Genomic DNA, 15,808 nt, shown 5'->3' with positions numbered 1-15,808 from the left:
GTATTTTTTAAATATTATAAGTTTCATCCACCACAATCACTCGATGCATTGCCGTCACGATCTGTCGATGCGAGTCCCAGGCAAAGGGCAGAAAAGCCCACTAATACCGTAGTTATACGGATAATTTCGCCCTTAAAGCCACATATTCCGCAGAAAAGTGATTTCTGCCGTCTGGCGATCCAAAATAGCGCGCGGACCGAAGATCGCCTTGAATTTCAAAGACAATATACTTTATCTGTTTCTATGCGAGTTATAATCTATATATATTCCAAATATATAGTACATATCTGAGTTATATTTAGCTTGCTCTCAGATATATTGTTAATTTAAGGCGCTTCATCAATAAATGGGGCGCTTTTATGAATTCTAAGTGGCATATTACGGCCTTAGCCTTGGTTACGGCCTCGATCCTTCCCGGTGGTCTATCGGCCCAGCAATCCTCCGGCGCGACGGCTGAATCGCCGATTGATCTAGATCAGATCACCGTCACAGCGACTCGCAGTCCGCAGCAGGTGCTCGATGTGCCAGCGACCGTGAGCGTGATCACCCGTCAGGAAATCGAAGATCGCGGCATCCGCGACATGCAGGACCTGGTGCGCTATCAGCCGGGCGTGAGCGTCAACCGCCAGACCAGCGGCACCGATCCGTTCGGCAACTATGGCGGCTTCACCATCCGTGGCGTCGGCGGCAACCGCGTGCAGGTGCGTGTTGACGGCGTGCGCGTCATCGAGCGTATCACCGACGGCACGCGCGACTTCGTCGGCTTACCCTTCACCAAAAGCATCGAAATCCTGCGCGGCCCCGGCACTGTGCTATGGGGCGCCGATGCGCTGGGCGGCATCGTCGCCTATCGCACGCTCGATCCGTCCGATCTCCTGCGCGATCCGACGAAATCCTACGGCGGCAAGCTCGACACCGCCTTCGACAGTTTCGACCGGTCCTTCGTCAAAACCGGCATTGTCGCGGTCCGCATCAATCCGTCCCTTGAGGCGCTTGTCGGTTTCAGCCAGCGCAGCAACAACGAGGGCCGGTTGAGCCAGGCGCGCGCCGATGGCGGCATCTACGGCTGTCCGGTTCCGACCCTGCGCTTCTTGCCGTGCAACCAGCTCAATCCCGTTTCGCAATCGACGGTGAATGCTTTCGGGAAATTGGTCTACCGGCCGAGTGCGGACCACGAGTTCAAGCTCACCGGCGAATGGTATGATCGCGACGGCACCGTCAACCAGATCTACGACTACAATGTTGTCAGCCTTGGCATTCGCAACGGGCCCTATCTGCGCAATCAGGTGCTGACGCGCAAAACCCTCTCGCTCGAACATGAGTGGAACGTCGGCGCACCCTTCCTCGACAGCCTGCGCTGGCAGGTGTCGCATTCGCAGCAACAACGCCAGTTCATCAGCGACCGTGTGCAGCAACTCGCCAATGGCCAGCTCCGCTACACCCACTCCTATCTGGGCTATCAGGAGAAATTTACCCAGCTCGACATTCAAGCCAAGTCGACCTTCGTTCTGGGACCGAGCCGGCACAAGCTGACCTATGGTTTCCAAGGCGACCTCATGCAGGCCGACTACAATCGGCGTGACGATGCGCGCAATCTGACCACCAATGTGTTGACGACGACGGTTGCCACCGGCTTCAATTTCGCCAACTCGACGACCAAGCGCTACGATTTCTTCCTGCAGGATGAGATCGAGCTGTTCGGAAACCGTTGGACGGTGACACCTGGCGTTCGCTACGCCAATTACGAGATCAATCCGAAGCCGGGCCCAGGTTACATTTATATTCCTGGCAAGCTGCCGCGCGATCTCGCCGCCCATCGTTTTGTGCCGCAGATCAGCACCATGTTCAAGCTGAACGACACCTATGCGGTCTATGCGCGCTATTCCGAAGGCTTCAAAATGCCGACGGCGCAGCAATTGTTCACCTCCCTGCCCGCCGGCAACCAAGTCGTGATCCCCAATCCGGATCTACGGCCGGAACAGGCGCAATCCTATGAAGCGGGCATTCGCGGCAAGTTCGCTCAAGGCTGGTTCTCGCTCGGCGTCTTCCACACCCGCTACAAGGACTTCATCCAGGAGCTGTACCAGGTCAACGCCACCGACATCACCTCGCGCAATCTGTCGTCGGTGACCATTTCAGGTGTCGAGGCCTCGGCCGAATGGCGCTTCCACGAGCGTTGGTTGGCCAATCTCTCCGTCAGCTATCAATACGGCGACCAGCGCACCACGCCAGGCGCGGCCAAGACCGCCTATACGGATATCAGCCCGCTGACAGCCGTCACCGGCGTCAAATATCTCATGCCCGAATACGGTCTTGAGGCTGAATTCATCGGCACGTTCGCGGCCGGCGTCACTCGCGCCGCAACGGCGACGACGTTCAAGCCGCCGGGCTACAGCGTCTTCGACGCCTTTCTTAACTGGAAGCCCTTGCCGAACGTGACACTCCGCGCTGGCATCCAGAACATGTTCGACCGCCGCTATTTCTCGAATGTGTTCCGTTACGACATGGCGCCGTTGGCCAGCGTGCGCGCCGTCAATCCGCTTGAACTGCAGACCGCTCCGGGCCGCACGTTCAAGATCGGCGCGACCATCGATTTCTAGAAACCGCAATTGAGGAACGGTGCCGGCATAAGCCCGGCGCCGTTCTCGTCAGGGAGTACCATCATGTCAGAGCTATCACCCGAGCGCGCAGTCCTCAACGCCTCGGCAAAAGTCATTCTCGCCCTTCTGCCGCAGATGGGTCGCATCATGCTCGGCACTCAGGCCGGCGGCGCCACCCACGAGCGGCTTGGCGAAGTCGAGACCGTTGCCATCGAGGGCGAAACCGCACGGTTGTCAGGGCCATGCCATAACAGTCAGATCGACGTGTCGCAGATCGCCACCGTCATCGCCGACCGCACCGGGCGCATGCGTGATCGCATCTTGCCGAAACTCGAAATGCAGGATCGGAACGGCAAGACGCTGTTCAGCCTGCACGCGCTTGACGGCCCAGACCTATTCGACAAGGCGCTCGCGCCATTTGGCCCCGGCACATCCGTGGCTCCCATCGAGCGTAAGCCTTCATCATCGCCAGCGCAGGACGTGCCGGCGGACGATCTCGCCGCGGCCACGTTCCAAGCTGCGCACGAAAGTGGCGAACCTGTCACCATCGAGATTCGCCGCGCCGGTCTGGTCCAGGCTTGGACCGGCGATGTGCCCGCGCCAAAACCGGCCATGGGGTTCGTCAACGTCATGAGCAAGGATTTTCACCTGCACCTGATGGCGGGAGCCGTCGCGCGCTGGCGCAAGCTCGGCGACGCACGAGAAGTGGAACTGCATGCCGAGACGGCCGACGGCGCGGCGAGCGGTCTTGTGTTGCGTGGCGCGCCGCAGGCCTTTGCGCGGGTGCCGGGCCTGCACGTACCCGCCCTCGCGGAGCCTGTCATCCATGGTTGAGCCACGCCGTATTCCGCATCGTCGCGCTTGTTGGATCGATCCGCAGACGGGCGCGGAGCAGATGCAAAGCGATCTGATCGCGCGCATGGCGACGCAGCAGGTCGTGCTATTGGGCGAAACCCACGACATCGCCGAAATCCATCGCTGGCAATTGCAGGTGATGACCTGCCTGCATCTGCTGCGCCCCAACATGGTCGTCGGCTTCGAAATGTTTCCACGCCGCGTCCAGCCGGTGCTCGATGCCTGGGTGGCGCAGGAGCTAACCACAGCGGACTTCATCGAGCGCAGCGAATGGGCCACCGTCTGGGGCTTCGATCCGGCAATCTACCTGCCGCTGTTCTATTTCTGTCGGCAGCAGAATGTGCCGATGAAGGCGCTGAACTGCACCCGGTCGCTGGTCACCCGCGTCGGCCAGCTCGGCTGGGACGTTATTCCGCTGGAGGAGCGTGACAGCGTCACGCCTTCAGCGCCGGCGACGCAGGCCTATCGCGACTATCTCACGGGCTTGATGGCGGGTGTTGCGGCCCCCTTCGCAGCCCCGGAACGGTTCGATCGTTTCATCCGCGCGCAACAGGTCTGGGATCGTTCCTTCGCTTGCGCCATCGCCGACTGCCTCAAGGGGCAAGCTGATGATCCCCTCGTGATCGGCATCATCGGGCGCGGCCATCTCGAATATGGCCATGGCACGCCCTATCAGCTGCACGATCTTGGCGTCAGCCGGATCGGCGTTCTGCTGCCGACCGATCGCGACAGCCATGACGCCGACGTGCTCCCCGGCATTGCCGATGGCCTGTTCCGTCTCGCCTATCCGGAGCCACCAGCCGAACGACGGCCCGTCGCGTTGAAAGCCACACCATGAGCGTTCTAGCCAGCCAGCTCGTCCGGCTCACACGCCTGTGCATCACCGGCGAAGGCGGCAGGATCGGCCTGCTCTATGTCGTCATCCTGTTCGCGCTCGGCCTCGGCGGCATCTGGATCACGGTACAGATCATCGGCTGGACCGCCGTTTTCTACAACGCCTTGCAAAAGCTCGATGTCGACACGGCAATCTGGCAGATCGGCGTATTCTTCTGCCTGATCGGCGCCAGCGCCACCATGTTCCTCACAGCGACCTATCTGCGCAAAATGCTGATCATCCGCTGGCGCCGCACATTGACCGAGGCGGTGCTCGACCGCTGGCTCGCCGGCAAGGCCTATTGGCACCTGCGCGATCGCAAGGACGGCGGCGTCGACAATCCCGACCAGCGCATCGCCGAGGATTGCCGCATCTATGTCGACAAGCTCACCGGCGAGGCCGTCGAATTGATGGTCAATATCGTGGCGATCGTCTGGTATGTCAGCATCGTCTGGGAGCTCTCGACCTTTCCGTTGTCGTTTTCAGTGTTCGGCCTCGGCATCGAGATTCCGCGCTACATGGTCTGGGCCGCACCGATTTATGTACTGATCGCCAGCGGCGCCACGCACTTTCTCGGTGCGCCGCTGAAAGACATCAATTTCGAACAGCAGCGCCGCGAAGGCGATTTCCGTTTCGCCCTGTCGCGCTTCCGCGAGCATGTCGAGGCCGTGGCCTTGGCCAATGGCGAGAACGCCGAGCGCCGCCTGTTGCGCGATCGCTTTCGCGCCGTGCTTGACAATTGGCGACTGTTGGCCCGCCGCGACCTGATACTGGGCTGTTTCACCCGTCCCTATATGCAGACGGTCCTGCGCATTCCGCTGTTCCTGGCTCTACCAGCCTTTCTCGCTGGCAAGATCACCTTCGGCGGCTTGATGCAGATCAGCTCGGCCTTCTCCAATGTGGTCACCACCCTGTCCTGGTTCATCTTCTCCTATCGCGATCTGGCCGAACTCGCCGCCGCCGCGAACCGCCTCGCCTTCTTCCTCGACGCGGCGGAAGAAGCCAGCCAGCAAGCGATACGGCCGGTCATCGCCACCGCGCCCAACGATCGCCTGACGATCGATGACGTGCGCCTGCTGACGCCGGCTGGCAAGGTACTGGCGCCCTTCGACCGTCTCGATCTGCAGGCCGGCACGTCCTACTGGCTCTCCGGCCCCTCCGGCCGTGGCAAGAGCACATTGGCAAAGGCCATCGCCGGCCTCTGGCGCCATGCGGAAGGGCGTATCGGCAAACCCGCCAGCGACATCGCCTTCATGCCGCAGCAAGCCTATCTGCCACTCGGCAGCCTGCGCGCCGCCATGGCCTATCCCCTTAATCCCGACGACTTCGCCGAAGAGCGTTTCACCCGGGCATTGGAAATCGTCGGGCTTGAGAGGTTGGGCTCGCTTCAAGGCACAGCCTGGGAGGAAGCGCGGCGCGGCCTCTCTGGCGGCGAACGACAGCGCCTGGCGCTCGCCCGCTTGATCCTGCAACAACCGGATTGGGCCTTTCTCGACGAGGCGACCAGCGCGCTCGACCAGGAGAGTGAAGCGGCGTTGTTGCAACGGCTGAAGGCGACGCTACCGCAGACCACATTCGTCATCATCGCCCATCGGCCGCCGCAAGGCGTCGGGCGGTATGAGAAGATCGAGGTCTAACAGGCTACGAAAAAACCTCGGTGTCATTCTCGACAGCTGCATGGCGGCGAGCGGGAATGACACCGGAACCCCAAACTGATGCAAAATATTGCAGCTTGAGCGCGTCTTTTCGCGCTTGATCCGGAGCCTCGTTAGGATCAACCTAGCTCTCAAGAATACCGACGCACAAATACTGTGCGCTGAGATGGGATGATCTGAACCAAGGAGGCTGGCATGGCTAATGCTCGAGGAAGTTCGCGTCGCGTCTTTTTAAAAACGGTCGTGGCGGCAGGTGCGTCCGGAACGGTTGCCGGCGCATCCATCGCCAACGCGGCGGCACCGCCCGATCATCTCGACCTCCCGCCTCCCAAACCCAGCGCCTTGCCGCCCAATGCCCAGGTCGCCGCTGCCGAGGTCGGACAGATATCGACGGCTTCCGTTGAGGAAGCCCGCAAGCCAGGCTCCGATTTCATGGTCGATGTCATGAAATCCCTCAACTTCGACTACCTGCTCACCAATCCGGCATCGAGCGTTCGCAGCTTTCACGAGTCGCTGATCAACTACGGCGGCAATAAAATGCCGGAAATGCTGACCTGCATGCACGAAGAGTCAGCGGTCGGCATGGCGCACGGCTATTTCAAGATCTCCGGCAAGCCTTTACCCGTTCTGGTTCACGGCACGGTCGGATTGCAGCACGCCACCATGGGTATTTTTAACGCCTGGTGCGATCGCGTCCCCATCATCGTCATCGGCGGCAATCATCTCGACGCCGCGACGCGGCCGCCTGGTGTGCCGACTTTCCATGCGGCGCAGGATCCCAATGCCATCATCCGCGATTTCACCAAATGGGATGATCAACCGGTTTCCTTGAATCACTTCGCGCAATCGATGGTCCGGGCTTATCGCATCGCCATGACGCCGCCTTACGAACCGGTCGCGATCTCCCTCGACGCCGGCTTGCAAGAGGAAGCTCCGAGGGGCGAAAAACTCCAGATTCCCAAATATGTGCCGAGCGCCCCGCCACAGGCCGACACCGCAGCCTTGCGTGAGGCCGCCAAACTGCTCGCAGCAGCGGAAAACCCGGTGATCATCGCCGATCGCGCCGCGCGCACGCCAGCTGGCCTGCGCCTGGTGACCGAACTCGCCGAAACCTTGCAGGCACCGGTCATCGACCAGCTCGGCCGCCTCAATATCGCGACCAACCACTATCTCAATCAATCGGCGCGCGGGCGCGCGCTGATCGCCCAAGCCGACGTCGTACTTGGCCTCGAACTGTCCGACTTCTGGGGCACAGTGAACGGCTATATCGACAATGAGGAAAATCACGGCCACGGCATACAGGAGCCGACGACCAAACCGTCAGCCAAGCTGATCTCGATCTCATCGGCTGAACTGCTGACGAAAGCCAACTTCCAGGATTTCCAGCGCTTCCAGTCGGTCGACATCGGCATGGCCGGCGATGCCGAAGCCTCGCTGCCGCAGTTGATTGAATTCATCAAGTCGGCTCTGCCGGCCAGCAAGAAGGACGCGCTCAGCCAGCGCGCCGATCGCCACAAGAAAGCCTGGAGCGAAAACCGCGCACGCTCAATCGCCGCGGCCGGCATCGCCTGGGATGCCCAGCCTATCAGCACGGCGCGGCTCTGCGCTGAAATCTGGAATCAGATCAAGGGCGAAGACTGGTCCATGGTCAGCCGCGATAGCTTTCACAGCTCCTGGCCGACGCGGCTTTGGCCCTTCGACAAGTACTATCAGTTCATCGGCGGTGCCGGAGGCTATGGCGTCGGCTACGGCGCACCGGCAGCCCTGGGCGCCGCTTTGGCCAATAAGGCCTTCGGCCGGTTCTCGGTCAATATCCAGGCGGACGGCGATCTCATGTATGCGCCGGGCGTGCTGTGGACAGCTGCCCATCACAAGATCCCGCTGCTCAACGTCATGCACAACAACCGCGCCTATCATCAGGAGGTGATGCACGTGCAGCGCATGGCGAACCGGCATAATCGTGTCGCCAATCTCGGCGGCGGCATGGTGCCGGTCGGCACCGGTATCGAGAACCCGAATATCGATTTCGCCAAACTGGCGTCATCGCTCGGCGTCTGGTCGGCCGGGCCGATCACAGATCCCAAGGATCTGCCCGCAGCGCTCAAACGCGCGGTGGAAGTTGTCAAAAGTGGCGAGCCTGCTCTCGTCGATGTCGTCTGCCAGCCGAGGTAACGTGATGATGAGAACCTTGAAATTCACGTCCCTCAGCTTTGCGGTGCTCCTCGGCTCTTATCTGCCGGCGGCGGCGGCTGATGACACCGGCCATGCGCAATTCCTGAAATATGGCTGCTGGCAATGCCACGGAACCGAGGGCCAAGGCACTTCGGCCGGCCCCAAACTTGCTCCAGACCCGCTGCCTTACGAAGGTTTCTCAGCCTTCGTCAGAAGCAGTTCGCGCCAGATGCCGCCATTCCGCGAGCAGGTTCTCCCCGAGCCGGATTTACAGGCGATCCACGCCTATCTCTCGTCGCGACCGGCCGCCGTCGACGTGAAGAAGATCATCGACCCATAGCAAAAAGCCGCCGCTCTGGAGAGAACTCCAGAGCGGCGGCCGCTTTCGTTTAGGCAAGAACGCATTAGGCCGGGATGGCGCCGAAGCGACCGCTTTGGAAGTCGGTCATCGCCTGCACGATCTCTTCCTTCGTGTTCATGACGAACGGACCGTGCATGACCACCGGCTCGTCGATCGGCTCGCCAGCCAGCACAAGCAGGCGCACATTGCCGTTGGCCTCGATGGTGATCTCGCTGCCCTGGCGATCGAGCAGAACGAATTCCGCCTCACGCGCAATGGCCTCGCCGTTCACCTCGACCACGCCTTCCAGCACGACCACAGCCGTCGAATGGCCCTCGGGCACCGGCAACCGCGCCGTCGCGCCCGGTTTCAGCGCCACATCCCACACCTCGATTGGCGTGAAGGTGCGCGCCGGACCACGCTTGCCGTCATAATCACCAGCAATCACCCGGAGCGTGCCGGCCCCTTCGGGCAGATCAACCGCGGGAATGTCGCCGTTGACGATGCTCTGATAGCCAGGCTCGGCGTCCTTGTCCTTCTTCGGCAGATTGACCCAGAGCTGCACCATCTGCAGCGTGCCACCTTTGGCGGTGAACGCCTTGGAATGGAACTCCTCGTGCAAAATGCCGCCGGCCGCCGTCATCCACTGCACGTCGCCCGGTCCGATGACACCGCCTCGGCCGGTGGAGTCGCGATGCTCTACCTCGCCCTTATAGACGATCGTCACGGTCTCGAAGCCGCGATGCGGGTGAACCCCAACACCACGGGGCGTGTCTGTCGGCTTGAAATCCGCCGGGCCGGCATAGTCGAGCAGCAGGAACGGGCTGATATGCTCGCCATGGCTGCCATGGGAGAACAGCGAGCGCACGGGGAAGCCGTCGCCAACCCAGTGGGGTCGCGGGCTACTGTAGGTTCCGAGAACTTTCTTCATCTCACTCTCCTTGTTGGCAGCGAGATAGATACGCATCAAAAATTCCTGTAGACGGCGATTTCACGCTAGACTGTCCCAAAGATAGGACAATCAAAGCCCCGCCATGCCGGATCTGAACGACTACAAGCTCTTCGTCGATGTGGTTGAGCAAAAGGGCTTTTCAGCCGCCGCTCGCAAGCTCGGCATGCCGCGCTCGCGGCTCAGCCGCCGCATCGGACTGCTGGAGGAAAGTCTCGGCGTCCGCCTTATCCAACGCTCCACCCGACAATTCGCCGTCACTGACGTCGGCCGCGAATTCTATCGCCACTGCGTCGCCATGGTGGTGGAAGCCGAGGCAGCGACGGAGGCCGTCCAGCGCATGCGCGGCGAGCCGCGTGGTCTCGTGCGGGTCAGCTGCCCCTCATCGGTGATCTACTTTCAGCTTGGCGCCATGATCGCCCGCTTCATGGCCGCCTGCCCGCAGGTCGAAGTGATGTTGGACAGCACCAACCGGCGGGTGGATGTCATTCGCGAAGGCTTCGATCTCGCCATCCGCGTGCGCTTTCCGCCGCTCGACGACAGCGATCTGATCATCCGCAAATTTGCCGACAGCATCCAACGCTTGGTGGCGAGCCCTACGCTGATCAAAGACCTGTCGCATCCACTGGTGCCGGCCGATCTCACCACCCTACCGAGCCTGGCCTGGGGCCCGGCGCACAGTGATCATGACTGGTGCCTCGATGGCCCGGACGGCGCGACGGCGAAAATCCCGCACCGCCCCCGGCTTTTGACCGAGGATATGGTGGCGCTGCGCGAGGCGGCGCTCGCTGGCATCGGTGTCTGCCAATTTCCGACCATGGTGGTCCAAGAGGACCTGCGGGCCGGCCGGCTGATCGACATTCTGCCCGGCTGGGCGCCGCGCACGGGCATCATCCACGCCGCCTTCCCATCCCGGCGTGGCCTTTTGCCCTCGGTGCGCGCATTGATGGACTTTCTCGCCGCCGAATATGCCGAATTGAGCCGCCTCGAAACCCTCGATATTCCGAAAGCGCCATAGATGGCGTGGCGATTGCTTAGGACAAAGGTACACCGAGAAGTACACCTTCCGGTACAAGATCAAAAAACTGCCGCCGCTTCCGTGTTATGCGGCCGCACCTCCATTGGACACACCTGCATTGGAAAAGTGACGTGACTGCCCCTGTCAAAACCGGTCTGCCTCGGACCTCCTTTGCCGCCATGCGGCACCCCGCCTACCGCCTGCAATTCATCTCCTATGTCGTCGCCATGATGGCCGACAACATCGAGCATGTGATCAGCTACTGGTTCATTTATCAAAAATTCCATTCGCCGGCGCTCGGTGGCTTCGCCATCCTGTCCCACTGGCTGCCATTCCTATTGTTCTCGGTCACCGTCGGCGGCTTGGCCGATCGGATGGACCGGCGCCGCATCATTCAATGCGGCATGCTGCTGTTCATCATCGCTTCGGCCGGCTGGGCCTTCTTCTTCGTCACCGACACGCTGACGATGTGGAGCGCCATGTTCATCCTGATCATCCACGGCTGCGCTGGCGTGCTGTGGCAAACACCGAACCAATTGCTGCTCTATGACATGGTCGGCCCCGGTGATCTGCAATCGGCCGTGCGTCTGAATGCCATGGCGCGCTATCTCGGCGTTCTGGTCGGACCCGCCGTCGGCGGCCTGATCATGTACACGCTGGGGCCCATCAAGGGCATCATGCTGAACACCCTGTTCTACCTGCCGATGCTGTTGTGGCTGTTCTGGGCGCCAGGCAAGGCGGCGCAGCCTCTGGCGCGCGCTGTGCGCGGTTTCGCCGACATCATCCAGACCATGCGCGATATTAGGCCGAACACCGTTTTGACCTCGATGACCCTGTTGGCGGGTCTGACCTCGTTCCTCGTCGGCAATGCCTATAGCGCGCAAATGCCAGGTTTCGCCGCCGATCTCGGCCATGGCGATCCCGGCATTTCCTACAGTCTGCTGCTGGCGGCGGATGCAGCCGGCGCGGTGCTCGCCGGCGTCCTGCTCGAAGGCTGGAACGTCATTCGCTCGACCGCGAAGGCGGCGATGATTCTGGCTGCGGTCTGGGCAACCGCCCTCCTCGGCTTCGCCACCGCCGGAAGTTTCGCACTGGCGATCGCCTTGCTGATGATCGCAGGCTTTTGCGAATTGTCGTTCAATACCATCGCGCAGGCACTGGTGCAGTTGAACGCGCCGCCGGAAAGCCGTGGCCGCGTCGTCGGCCTCTACAATATGGCCGGGCTCGGCATGCGCGCCTTCAGCGGCATTTCGGTCGGTCTGCTCGGCGCCTGGACCGGCATCCACTGGTCGCTGGGCGTTTCGGCCTTCGGCGTTCTGCTGCTGCTCGTGCTCGTCTATCACTTCACCGTGGCCAGAGCCCCGGTGAAAGCCGAGTCGTGAAGGAAAGCCGTGAAGGAGATATGGATTTGAACACCGCTGCCCTCGTCCTGTTCTCCGGTGGACAGGATTCCGCCACCTGCCTCGCCTGGGCACTGGAGCGCTTTGACCGGGTCGAGACGGTCGGCTTTGACTATGGCCAGCGCCATCGCATCGAGCTCGATTGCCGAGGCCGGATTCGCGATGGCCTCACCGCCATGAATCCGCGCTGGGCGACGCGGCTCGGCAACGACCACACGATCGATCTCAATGTGCTGGGCCAGATCTCCGACACCGCCTTGACCCGCGATGTCACCATCGAGATGACCGATGCGGGCCTGCCCAATACATTCGTGCCGGGGCGTAATCTCGTTTTTCTCACCTTCGCGGCGACTCTGGCCTATCGCCGTGGTCTCAAACACATCGTCGGCGGCATGTGCGAAACCGACTACAGCGGTTATCCCGACTGTCGCGACGATACGATCAAGGCGCTGCAGGTGGCGCTCAATCTGGGCATGGACAAGCGCTTCGTACTCGAAACACCGCTGATGTGGATCGACAAGGCCGAGACCTGGCGCCTGGCCGGAAGGCTCGGCGGCCAGCCCCTCATCGATCTTATCGTCGAGGACAGCCACACCTGCTATCTCGGCGAACGCGGCATGCGCCATCCCTGGGGCTTTGGCTGCGGCACCTGCCCCGCCTGCGAATTGCGGGCGGACGGTTATCGCCGTTTTCAGGCCATCTGATAACGCCTGCTAAAAACGCTCGTTGCCATTCCCGACAGCCGTGTCGGGAATGGCAATGGAGAATTGTTCGAGGTTACGTCTGATGCGGATGCGCCTCAGGCACAGGCGCCTCGCCCTCGCTATCATCGATAATGGCCAGTTTCCGCCGCGAGAAGAAATCGATGAGCAGCGGCAGATAGACCAGGATCAGGATCGGCGCCAGAAGAATGCCGCCGACGACGACCATGGCCAATGGCTTTTGCACCTGCGAGCCGATGCCCGTGGAAATCGCCGCCGGGAACAAGCCGACGCAAGCCGCGACACAGGTCATCATCACCGGGCGCATGCGGGTGGTGGCCGCTTCGAAAATAGCTGCCGAGCGTTCCATTCCCGTGTTGATCAGGCCATTAAACGTCGCCAGCAGGATCACGCCTTCCATCACCGAGATACCGAAGAGCGCAATGAAGCCCATCGCCGCCGAGACGCTAAACGCCGTGCCGGACAGGAACAAGGTGACGACACCACCGACCATCGCCATCGGAATGACCGACAGCGCCAGAAGCGTATCGGTGATCGACGCGAAGTTCAGATAGAGCAGCAGCGCGATCAGCAGCAGCGTGACGGGAACAACGATCTTCAGCCGCGCGATCGCGTCCTGAAGGTTGCCGAATTCGCCAACCCATTCCAGACGCATGCCCGGCCCTAGCTTAACCTCCTCCGCGATCCGCCGCTGTGCCTCTTCGATCGCACCACCCAAGTCGCGATCGCGAACGCTGAACTTGATCGGCAGATAACGCTCCTGTTGCTCGCGATAAATATAGGAGGCGCCCGTGACCAAGCGGATCGAGGCGACGTCGCTGAGCGGGATTTGTGAAATCGATCCGTTCTGTCCGGCAACGCCGATGGTGAGATTGCGAATGGCTTCGGCACTCTGCCGGAACTCCGGCGCCAGGCGCACCATGATCGGGAAATGGCGATCGCTGCCGTTCTCGAAGAGATCGCCTGCCGACTGACCACCGATCGCCGCGTGAACCGCCGTATTGATATCGCCAGGCGCGAGGCCATAACGGGAGGCGCGTTCGCGATCGACATCGATCTGGATCGTCGGCTGGCCCAACGAGGTGAACACCGACAGATCCTTGATGCCCGGAACAGTGGCGAGAACGTCTTTGATCTTGTTGCCGGTGGCTGTCAGCTGCGCCAAATCATTGCCATAGAGCTTGATCGAATTCTCGCCCTTCACGCCCGACACCGCTTCAGCGACATTGTCCTGCAGATATTGCGAGAAATTGAACTCAATGCCAGGGAAGCGGCGCTCGAGCTGGCCGAGAATTTCCGCAGTCAGTTTGTCCTTGGTCATCCCAGGCCGCCAATCGCCAGCCGGCACCAGTGGCGCGAAGAACTCGGCGTTGAAAAAGCCCGTGGCATCGGTGCCGTCATCGGGCCGGCCGTGTTGTGAGACAACCGACTGCACTTCCGGAATCGACTGAATGACCGAACGGATCTGATTCACATAGCCATTGCCTTCGGTCAGCGAAATGGTCGCGGGCATGGTGGCGCGAATCCAGAGATTGCCCTCTTCCAGCTTGGGCAGGAATTCGAGACCCAGCCCCCGTCCCGCCGCCAAAGCGCCGACAAAGAGGATGAGCGCGCTGGCCACCGTTTTCAACCGATTGGCCATCGCCGCACGCAACACGGGCCGATAGATCGAATCCAATCCGCGCACGAGCCAGGTCTCGGTCTCGCGCACGCGCTCCGGCAGAAGCACGGCGGACAGCGCTGGCGAGACGATGAAGGTCGCAAGCAGACCACCGGCGAGCGCATAGGCATAGGTCTTCGCCATCGGCCCGAAAATATGGGCTTCGACGCCACTCAGCGTAAACAGCGGCAGGAAGGCGGCGATGATGATCGCGCCGGAAAACAGGATCGACCGGCTGACGCTCGTTGACGAGTTATAGATGATATTAAGCTTGGCGTTTTTGCCGAACGGGCCGGTGGGAACACCGCCAGTACGATGCGCCAGATTTCGGAAGATATTTTCGACGATGATTACCGTCGCATCGACGATCAAGCCAAAGTCGATGGCGCCGACCGAGAGCAGGTTCGCGGATTCTCCGCGTAAGACCATGATGCCGATAGCGACACATAACGAAAACGGAATCGTCGCGGCCACGATGACCGCACTGCGTAAATCGCCCAGAAACAGCCATTGGATGAGAAAGACGAGGATGATGCCGACCATCATATTGTGCAAGACGGTGTGGGTCGTCAGATCGATCAGCTCTTTGCGATCATAGATGCGTTCGATCTTGACGCCCGGCGGCAGGACACCGGAACTGTTGATGCGCTCGACGGCGGCATGCACGTTGAGGATCGTCGGCATGCTCTTTTCGCCACGACGCATCAACACAATGCCTTGCACGATGTCGTTGTCGTCATCCTTGCCGGCGATGCCGAGGCGCGGCTGGTTGCTGACGATGACGTCGGCGATGTCCTTCACCAGGACCGCACTGCCCCCGTTTTGCGTCAACATGGTGTTGCGGATGTCGTCGACCGTGCGAATAGCGCCGACACCGCGAATAACAGCCGATTGCGAACCAATGTCGACCGTATTGCCGCCGACGTTGATATTGGCATTGTTGATGGCTTGGATGACCTGCGGCAAGGTCAGGCCATAGGCCACCAGTTTGTCGAATTTAACCTGAACCTCATAGGTCTTGGTCTTGCCGCCCCATCCGGTCACATCGATCACGCCGGGGATGGCGCGGAAACGCCGTTGCAACACCCAATCCTGCAAGGTTTTGAGATCGAGAACGCTGTAGCCCGGGGGACCCGTCAGCTTGTAGCGATAGATTTCGCCAATCGGCGACACCGGCGAAATCGAGGGTTGCGCGCCATTCGGCAGGTTTGGCAGCTGCGACAGGCGGTTGAGCACCTGCTGCAACGCCTGCTCATAGGTGTAGTCGAAGGTGAATTGCAACTTCACATCCGACAGGCCGTACAGCGAGATCGTGCGCATCGTGCGCAAATTGGGAAGGCCGGATGTCTGCGTTTCGATCGGAATGGTGATGTAACGCTCGACCTCCTCCGCCGACATGCCATCGCTCTGCGTGACGATGTCAACCATAGGCGGTACTGGATCGGGATAGGCTTCGATATTGAGGTTTTGAAACGCGACAAAGCCGCCCGCGAAGACGCCGAGGAGCAATAGGATCACCAGCACGCGTTGCCGCAGTGCGAATTCGATCAGCGTATTCACGCG

At 61.0% G+C, this 15,808-nt stretch carries 11 protein-coding genes; 9 read left to right on the top strand and 2 right to left on the bottom strand.

Translation table 11 applies throughout. The features are described 5' to 3' along the window. Positions 1-359 precede the first annotated feature (359 nt). From BLW50_RS06155 to BLW50_RS06130, 6 genes are all read left to right on the top strand, one after another. Positions 360-2,600 (top strand): TonB-dependent hemoglobin/transferrin/lactoferrin family receptor, encoded by a 2,241-nt coding sequence (locus BLW50_RS06155; RefSeq protein WP_090698980.1) that lies wholly within the window; start codon positions 360-362, stop codon positions 2,598-2,600. A gap of 63 nt (positions 2,601-2,663) precedes the next feature. Continuing rightward, positions 2,664-3,434 carry a ChuX/HutX family heme-like substrate-binding protein gene (locus tag BLW50_RS06150; RefSeq protein ID WP_090698976.1) on the top strand — a complete coding sequence of 257 codons (771 nt, stop codon included), beginning with the start codon at positions 2,664-2,666 and terminating at the stop codon, positions 3,432-3,434. After that, a complete protein-coding gene (locus BLW50_RS06145) occupies positions 3,427-4,293 on the top strand; it encodes a ChaN family lipoprotein (protein WP_090698972.1) in 867 nt (288 codons plus the stop codon). The genes BLW50_RS06150 and BLW50_RS06145 overlap by 8 nt, the downstream gene beginning before the upstream one ends. After that, entirely contained in the window at positions 4,290-5,966 is a 1,677-nt protein-coding gene (locus BLW50_RS06140) for an ABC transporter ATP-binding protein/permease (RefSeq protein WP_090698969.1), read from the top strand. The genes BLW50_RS06145 and BLW50_RS06140 overlap by 4 nt, the downstream gene beginning before the upstream one ends. Positions 5,967-6,179: 213 nt before the next feature. Beyond that, the gene (locus BLW50_RS06135) at positions 6,180-8,156 is read left to right on the top strand and encodes a thiamine pyrophosphate-binding protein (RefSeq protein ID WP_090698967.1); all 1,977 of its coding nucleotides are present in this window, start codon (positions 6,180-6,182) and stop codon (positions 8,154-8,156) included. A gap of 4 nt (positions 8,157-8,160) precedes the next feature. Then, positions 8,161-8,496, top strand: coding sequence for a c-type cytochrome (locus BLW50_RS06130; protein WP_210186046.1), 336 nt, complete (start codon positions 8,161-8,163; stop codon positions 8,494-8,496). 64 nt (positions 8,497-8,560) lie between these two features. Here the strand turns inward: BLW50_RS06130 and BLW50_RS06125 are convergent, their stop codons facing one another. Further along, positions 8,561-9,427, bottom strand: a complete 867-nt coding sequence (locus BLW50_RS06125) for a pirin family protein (protein WP_090708783.1) — start codon at positions 9,425-9,427, stop codon at positions 8,561-8,563. A gap of 103 nt (positions 9,428-9,530) precedes the next feature. Here BLW50_RS06125 and BLW50_RS06120 point away from each other — a divergent pair, with 103 nt between their 5' ends. The 3 genes from BLW50_RS06120 (at position 9,531) to queC (ending at position 12,567) form a co-directional block, all read left to right on the top strand. Further along, positions 9,531-10,463 (top strand): LysR family transcriptional regulator, encoded by a 933-nt coding sequence (locus BLW50_RS06120; protein WP_090698960.1) that lies wholly within the window; start codon positions 9,531-9,533, stop codon positions 10,461-10,463. Between the two features lie 131 nt (positions 10,464-10,594). Further along, positions 10,595-11,845 (top strand): MFS transporter, encoded by a 1,251-nt coding sequence (locus tag BLW50_RS06115; protein ID WP_280141454.1) that lies wholly within the window; start codon positions 10,595-10,597, stop codon positions 11,843-11,845. Positions 11,846-11,865: 20 nt separating this feature from the next. Then, entirely contained in the window at positions 11,866-12,567 is a 702-nt protein-coding gene (gene queC / locus BLW50_RS06110) for a 7-cyano-7-deazaguanine synthase QueC (protein ID WP_090708781.1), read from the top strand. Between the two features lie 73 nt (positions 12,568-12,640). Here the strand turns inward: queC and BLW50_RS06105 are convergent, their stop codons facing one another. After that, positions 12,641-15,805, bottom strand: a complete 3,165-nt coding sequence (locus BLW50_RS06105; protein WP_090698954.1) for an efflux RND transporter permease subunit — start codon at positions 15,803-15,805, stop codon at positions 12,641-12,643. Positions 15,806-15,808: the final 3 nt, after the last annotated feature.

It is taken from the genome of Beijerinckia sp. 28-YEA-48 (genome assembly GCF_900104955.1).
Classification (GTDB): Bacteria; Pseudomonadota; Alphaproteobacteria; order Rhizobiales; family Beijerinckiaceae; genus Terripilifer.
This window is presented reverse-complemented; position numbering and strand designations above follow the sequence as displayed.

What these genes read in the sequence shown, in the direction of transcription:
- BLW50_RS06155 (WP_090698980.1), top strand. Translation starts at nt 360, where the DNA reads ATGAATTCTAAGTGGCATATTACGGCCTTAGCCTTGGTTACGGCCTCG.
- BLW50_RS06150 (WP_090698976.1), top strand. Translation starts at nt 2,664, where the DNA reads ATGTCAGAGCTATCACCCGAGCGCGCAGTCCTCAACGCCTCGGCAAAA.
- BLW50_RS06145 (WP_090698972.1), top strand. Translation starts at nt 3,427, where the DNA reads ATGGTTGAGCCACGCCGTATTCCGCATCGTCGCGCTTGTTGGATCGAT.
- BLW50_RS06140 (WP_090698969.1), top strand. Translation starts at nt 4,290, where the DNA reads ATGAGCGTTCTAGCCAGCCAGCTCGTCCGGCTCACACGCCTGTGCATC.
- BLW50_RS06135 (WP_090698967.1), top strand. Translation starts at nt 6,180, where the DNA reads ATGGCTAATGCTCGAGGAAGTTCGCGTCGCGTCTTTTTAAAAACGGTC.
- BLW50_RS06130 (WP_210186046.1), top strand. Translation starts at nt 8,161, where the DNA reads ATGATGAGAACCTTGAAATTCACGTCCCTCAGCTTTGCGGTGCTCCTC.
- BLW50_RS06125 (WP_090708783.1), bottom strand. Translation starts at nt 9,427, where the DNA reads ATGAAGAAAGTTCTCGGAACCTACAGTAGCCCGCGACCCCACTGGGTT.
- BLW50_RS06120 (WP_090698960.1), top strand. Translation starts at nt 9,531, where the DNA reads ATGCCGGATCTGAACGACTACAAGCTCTTCGTCGATGTGGTTGAGCAA.
- queC (WP_090708781.1), top strand. Translation starts at nt 11,866, where the DNA reads ATGGATTTGAACACCGCTGCCCTCGTCCTGTTCTCCGGTGGACAGGAT.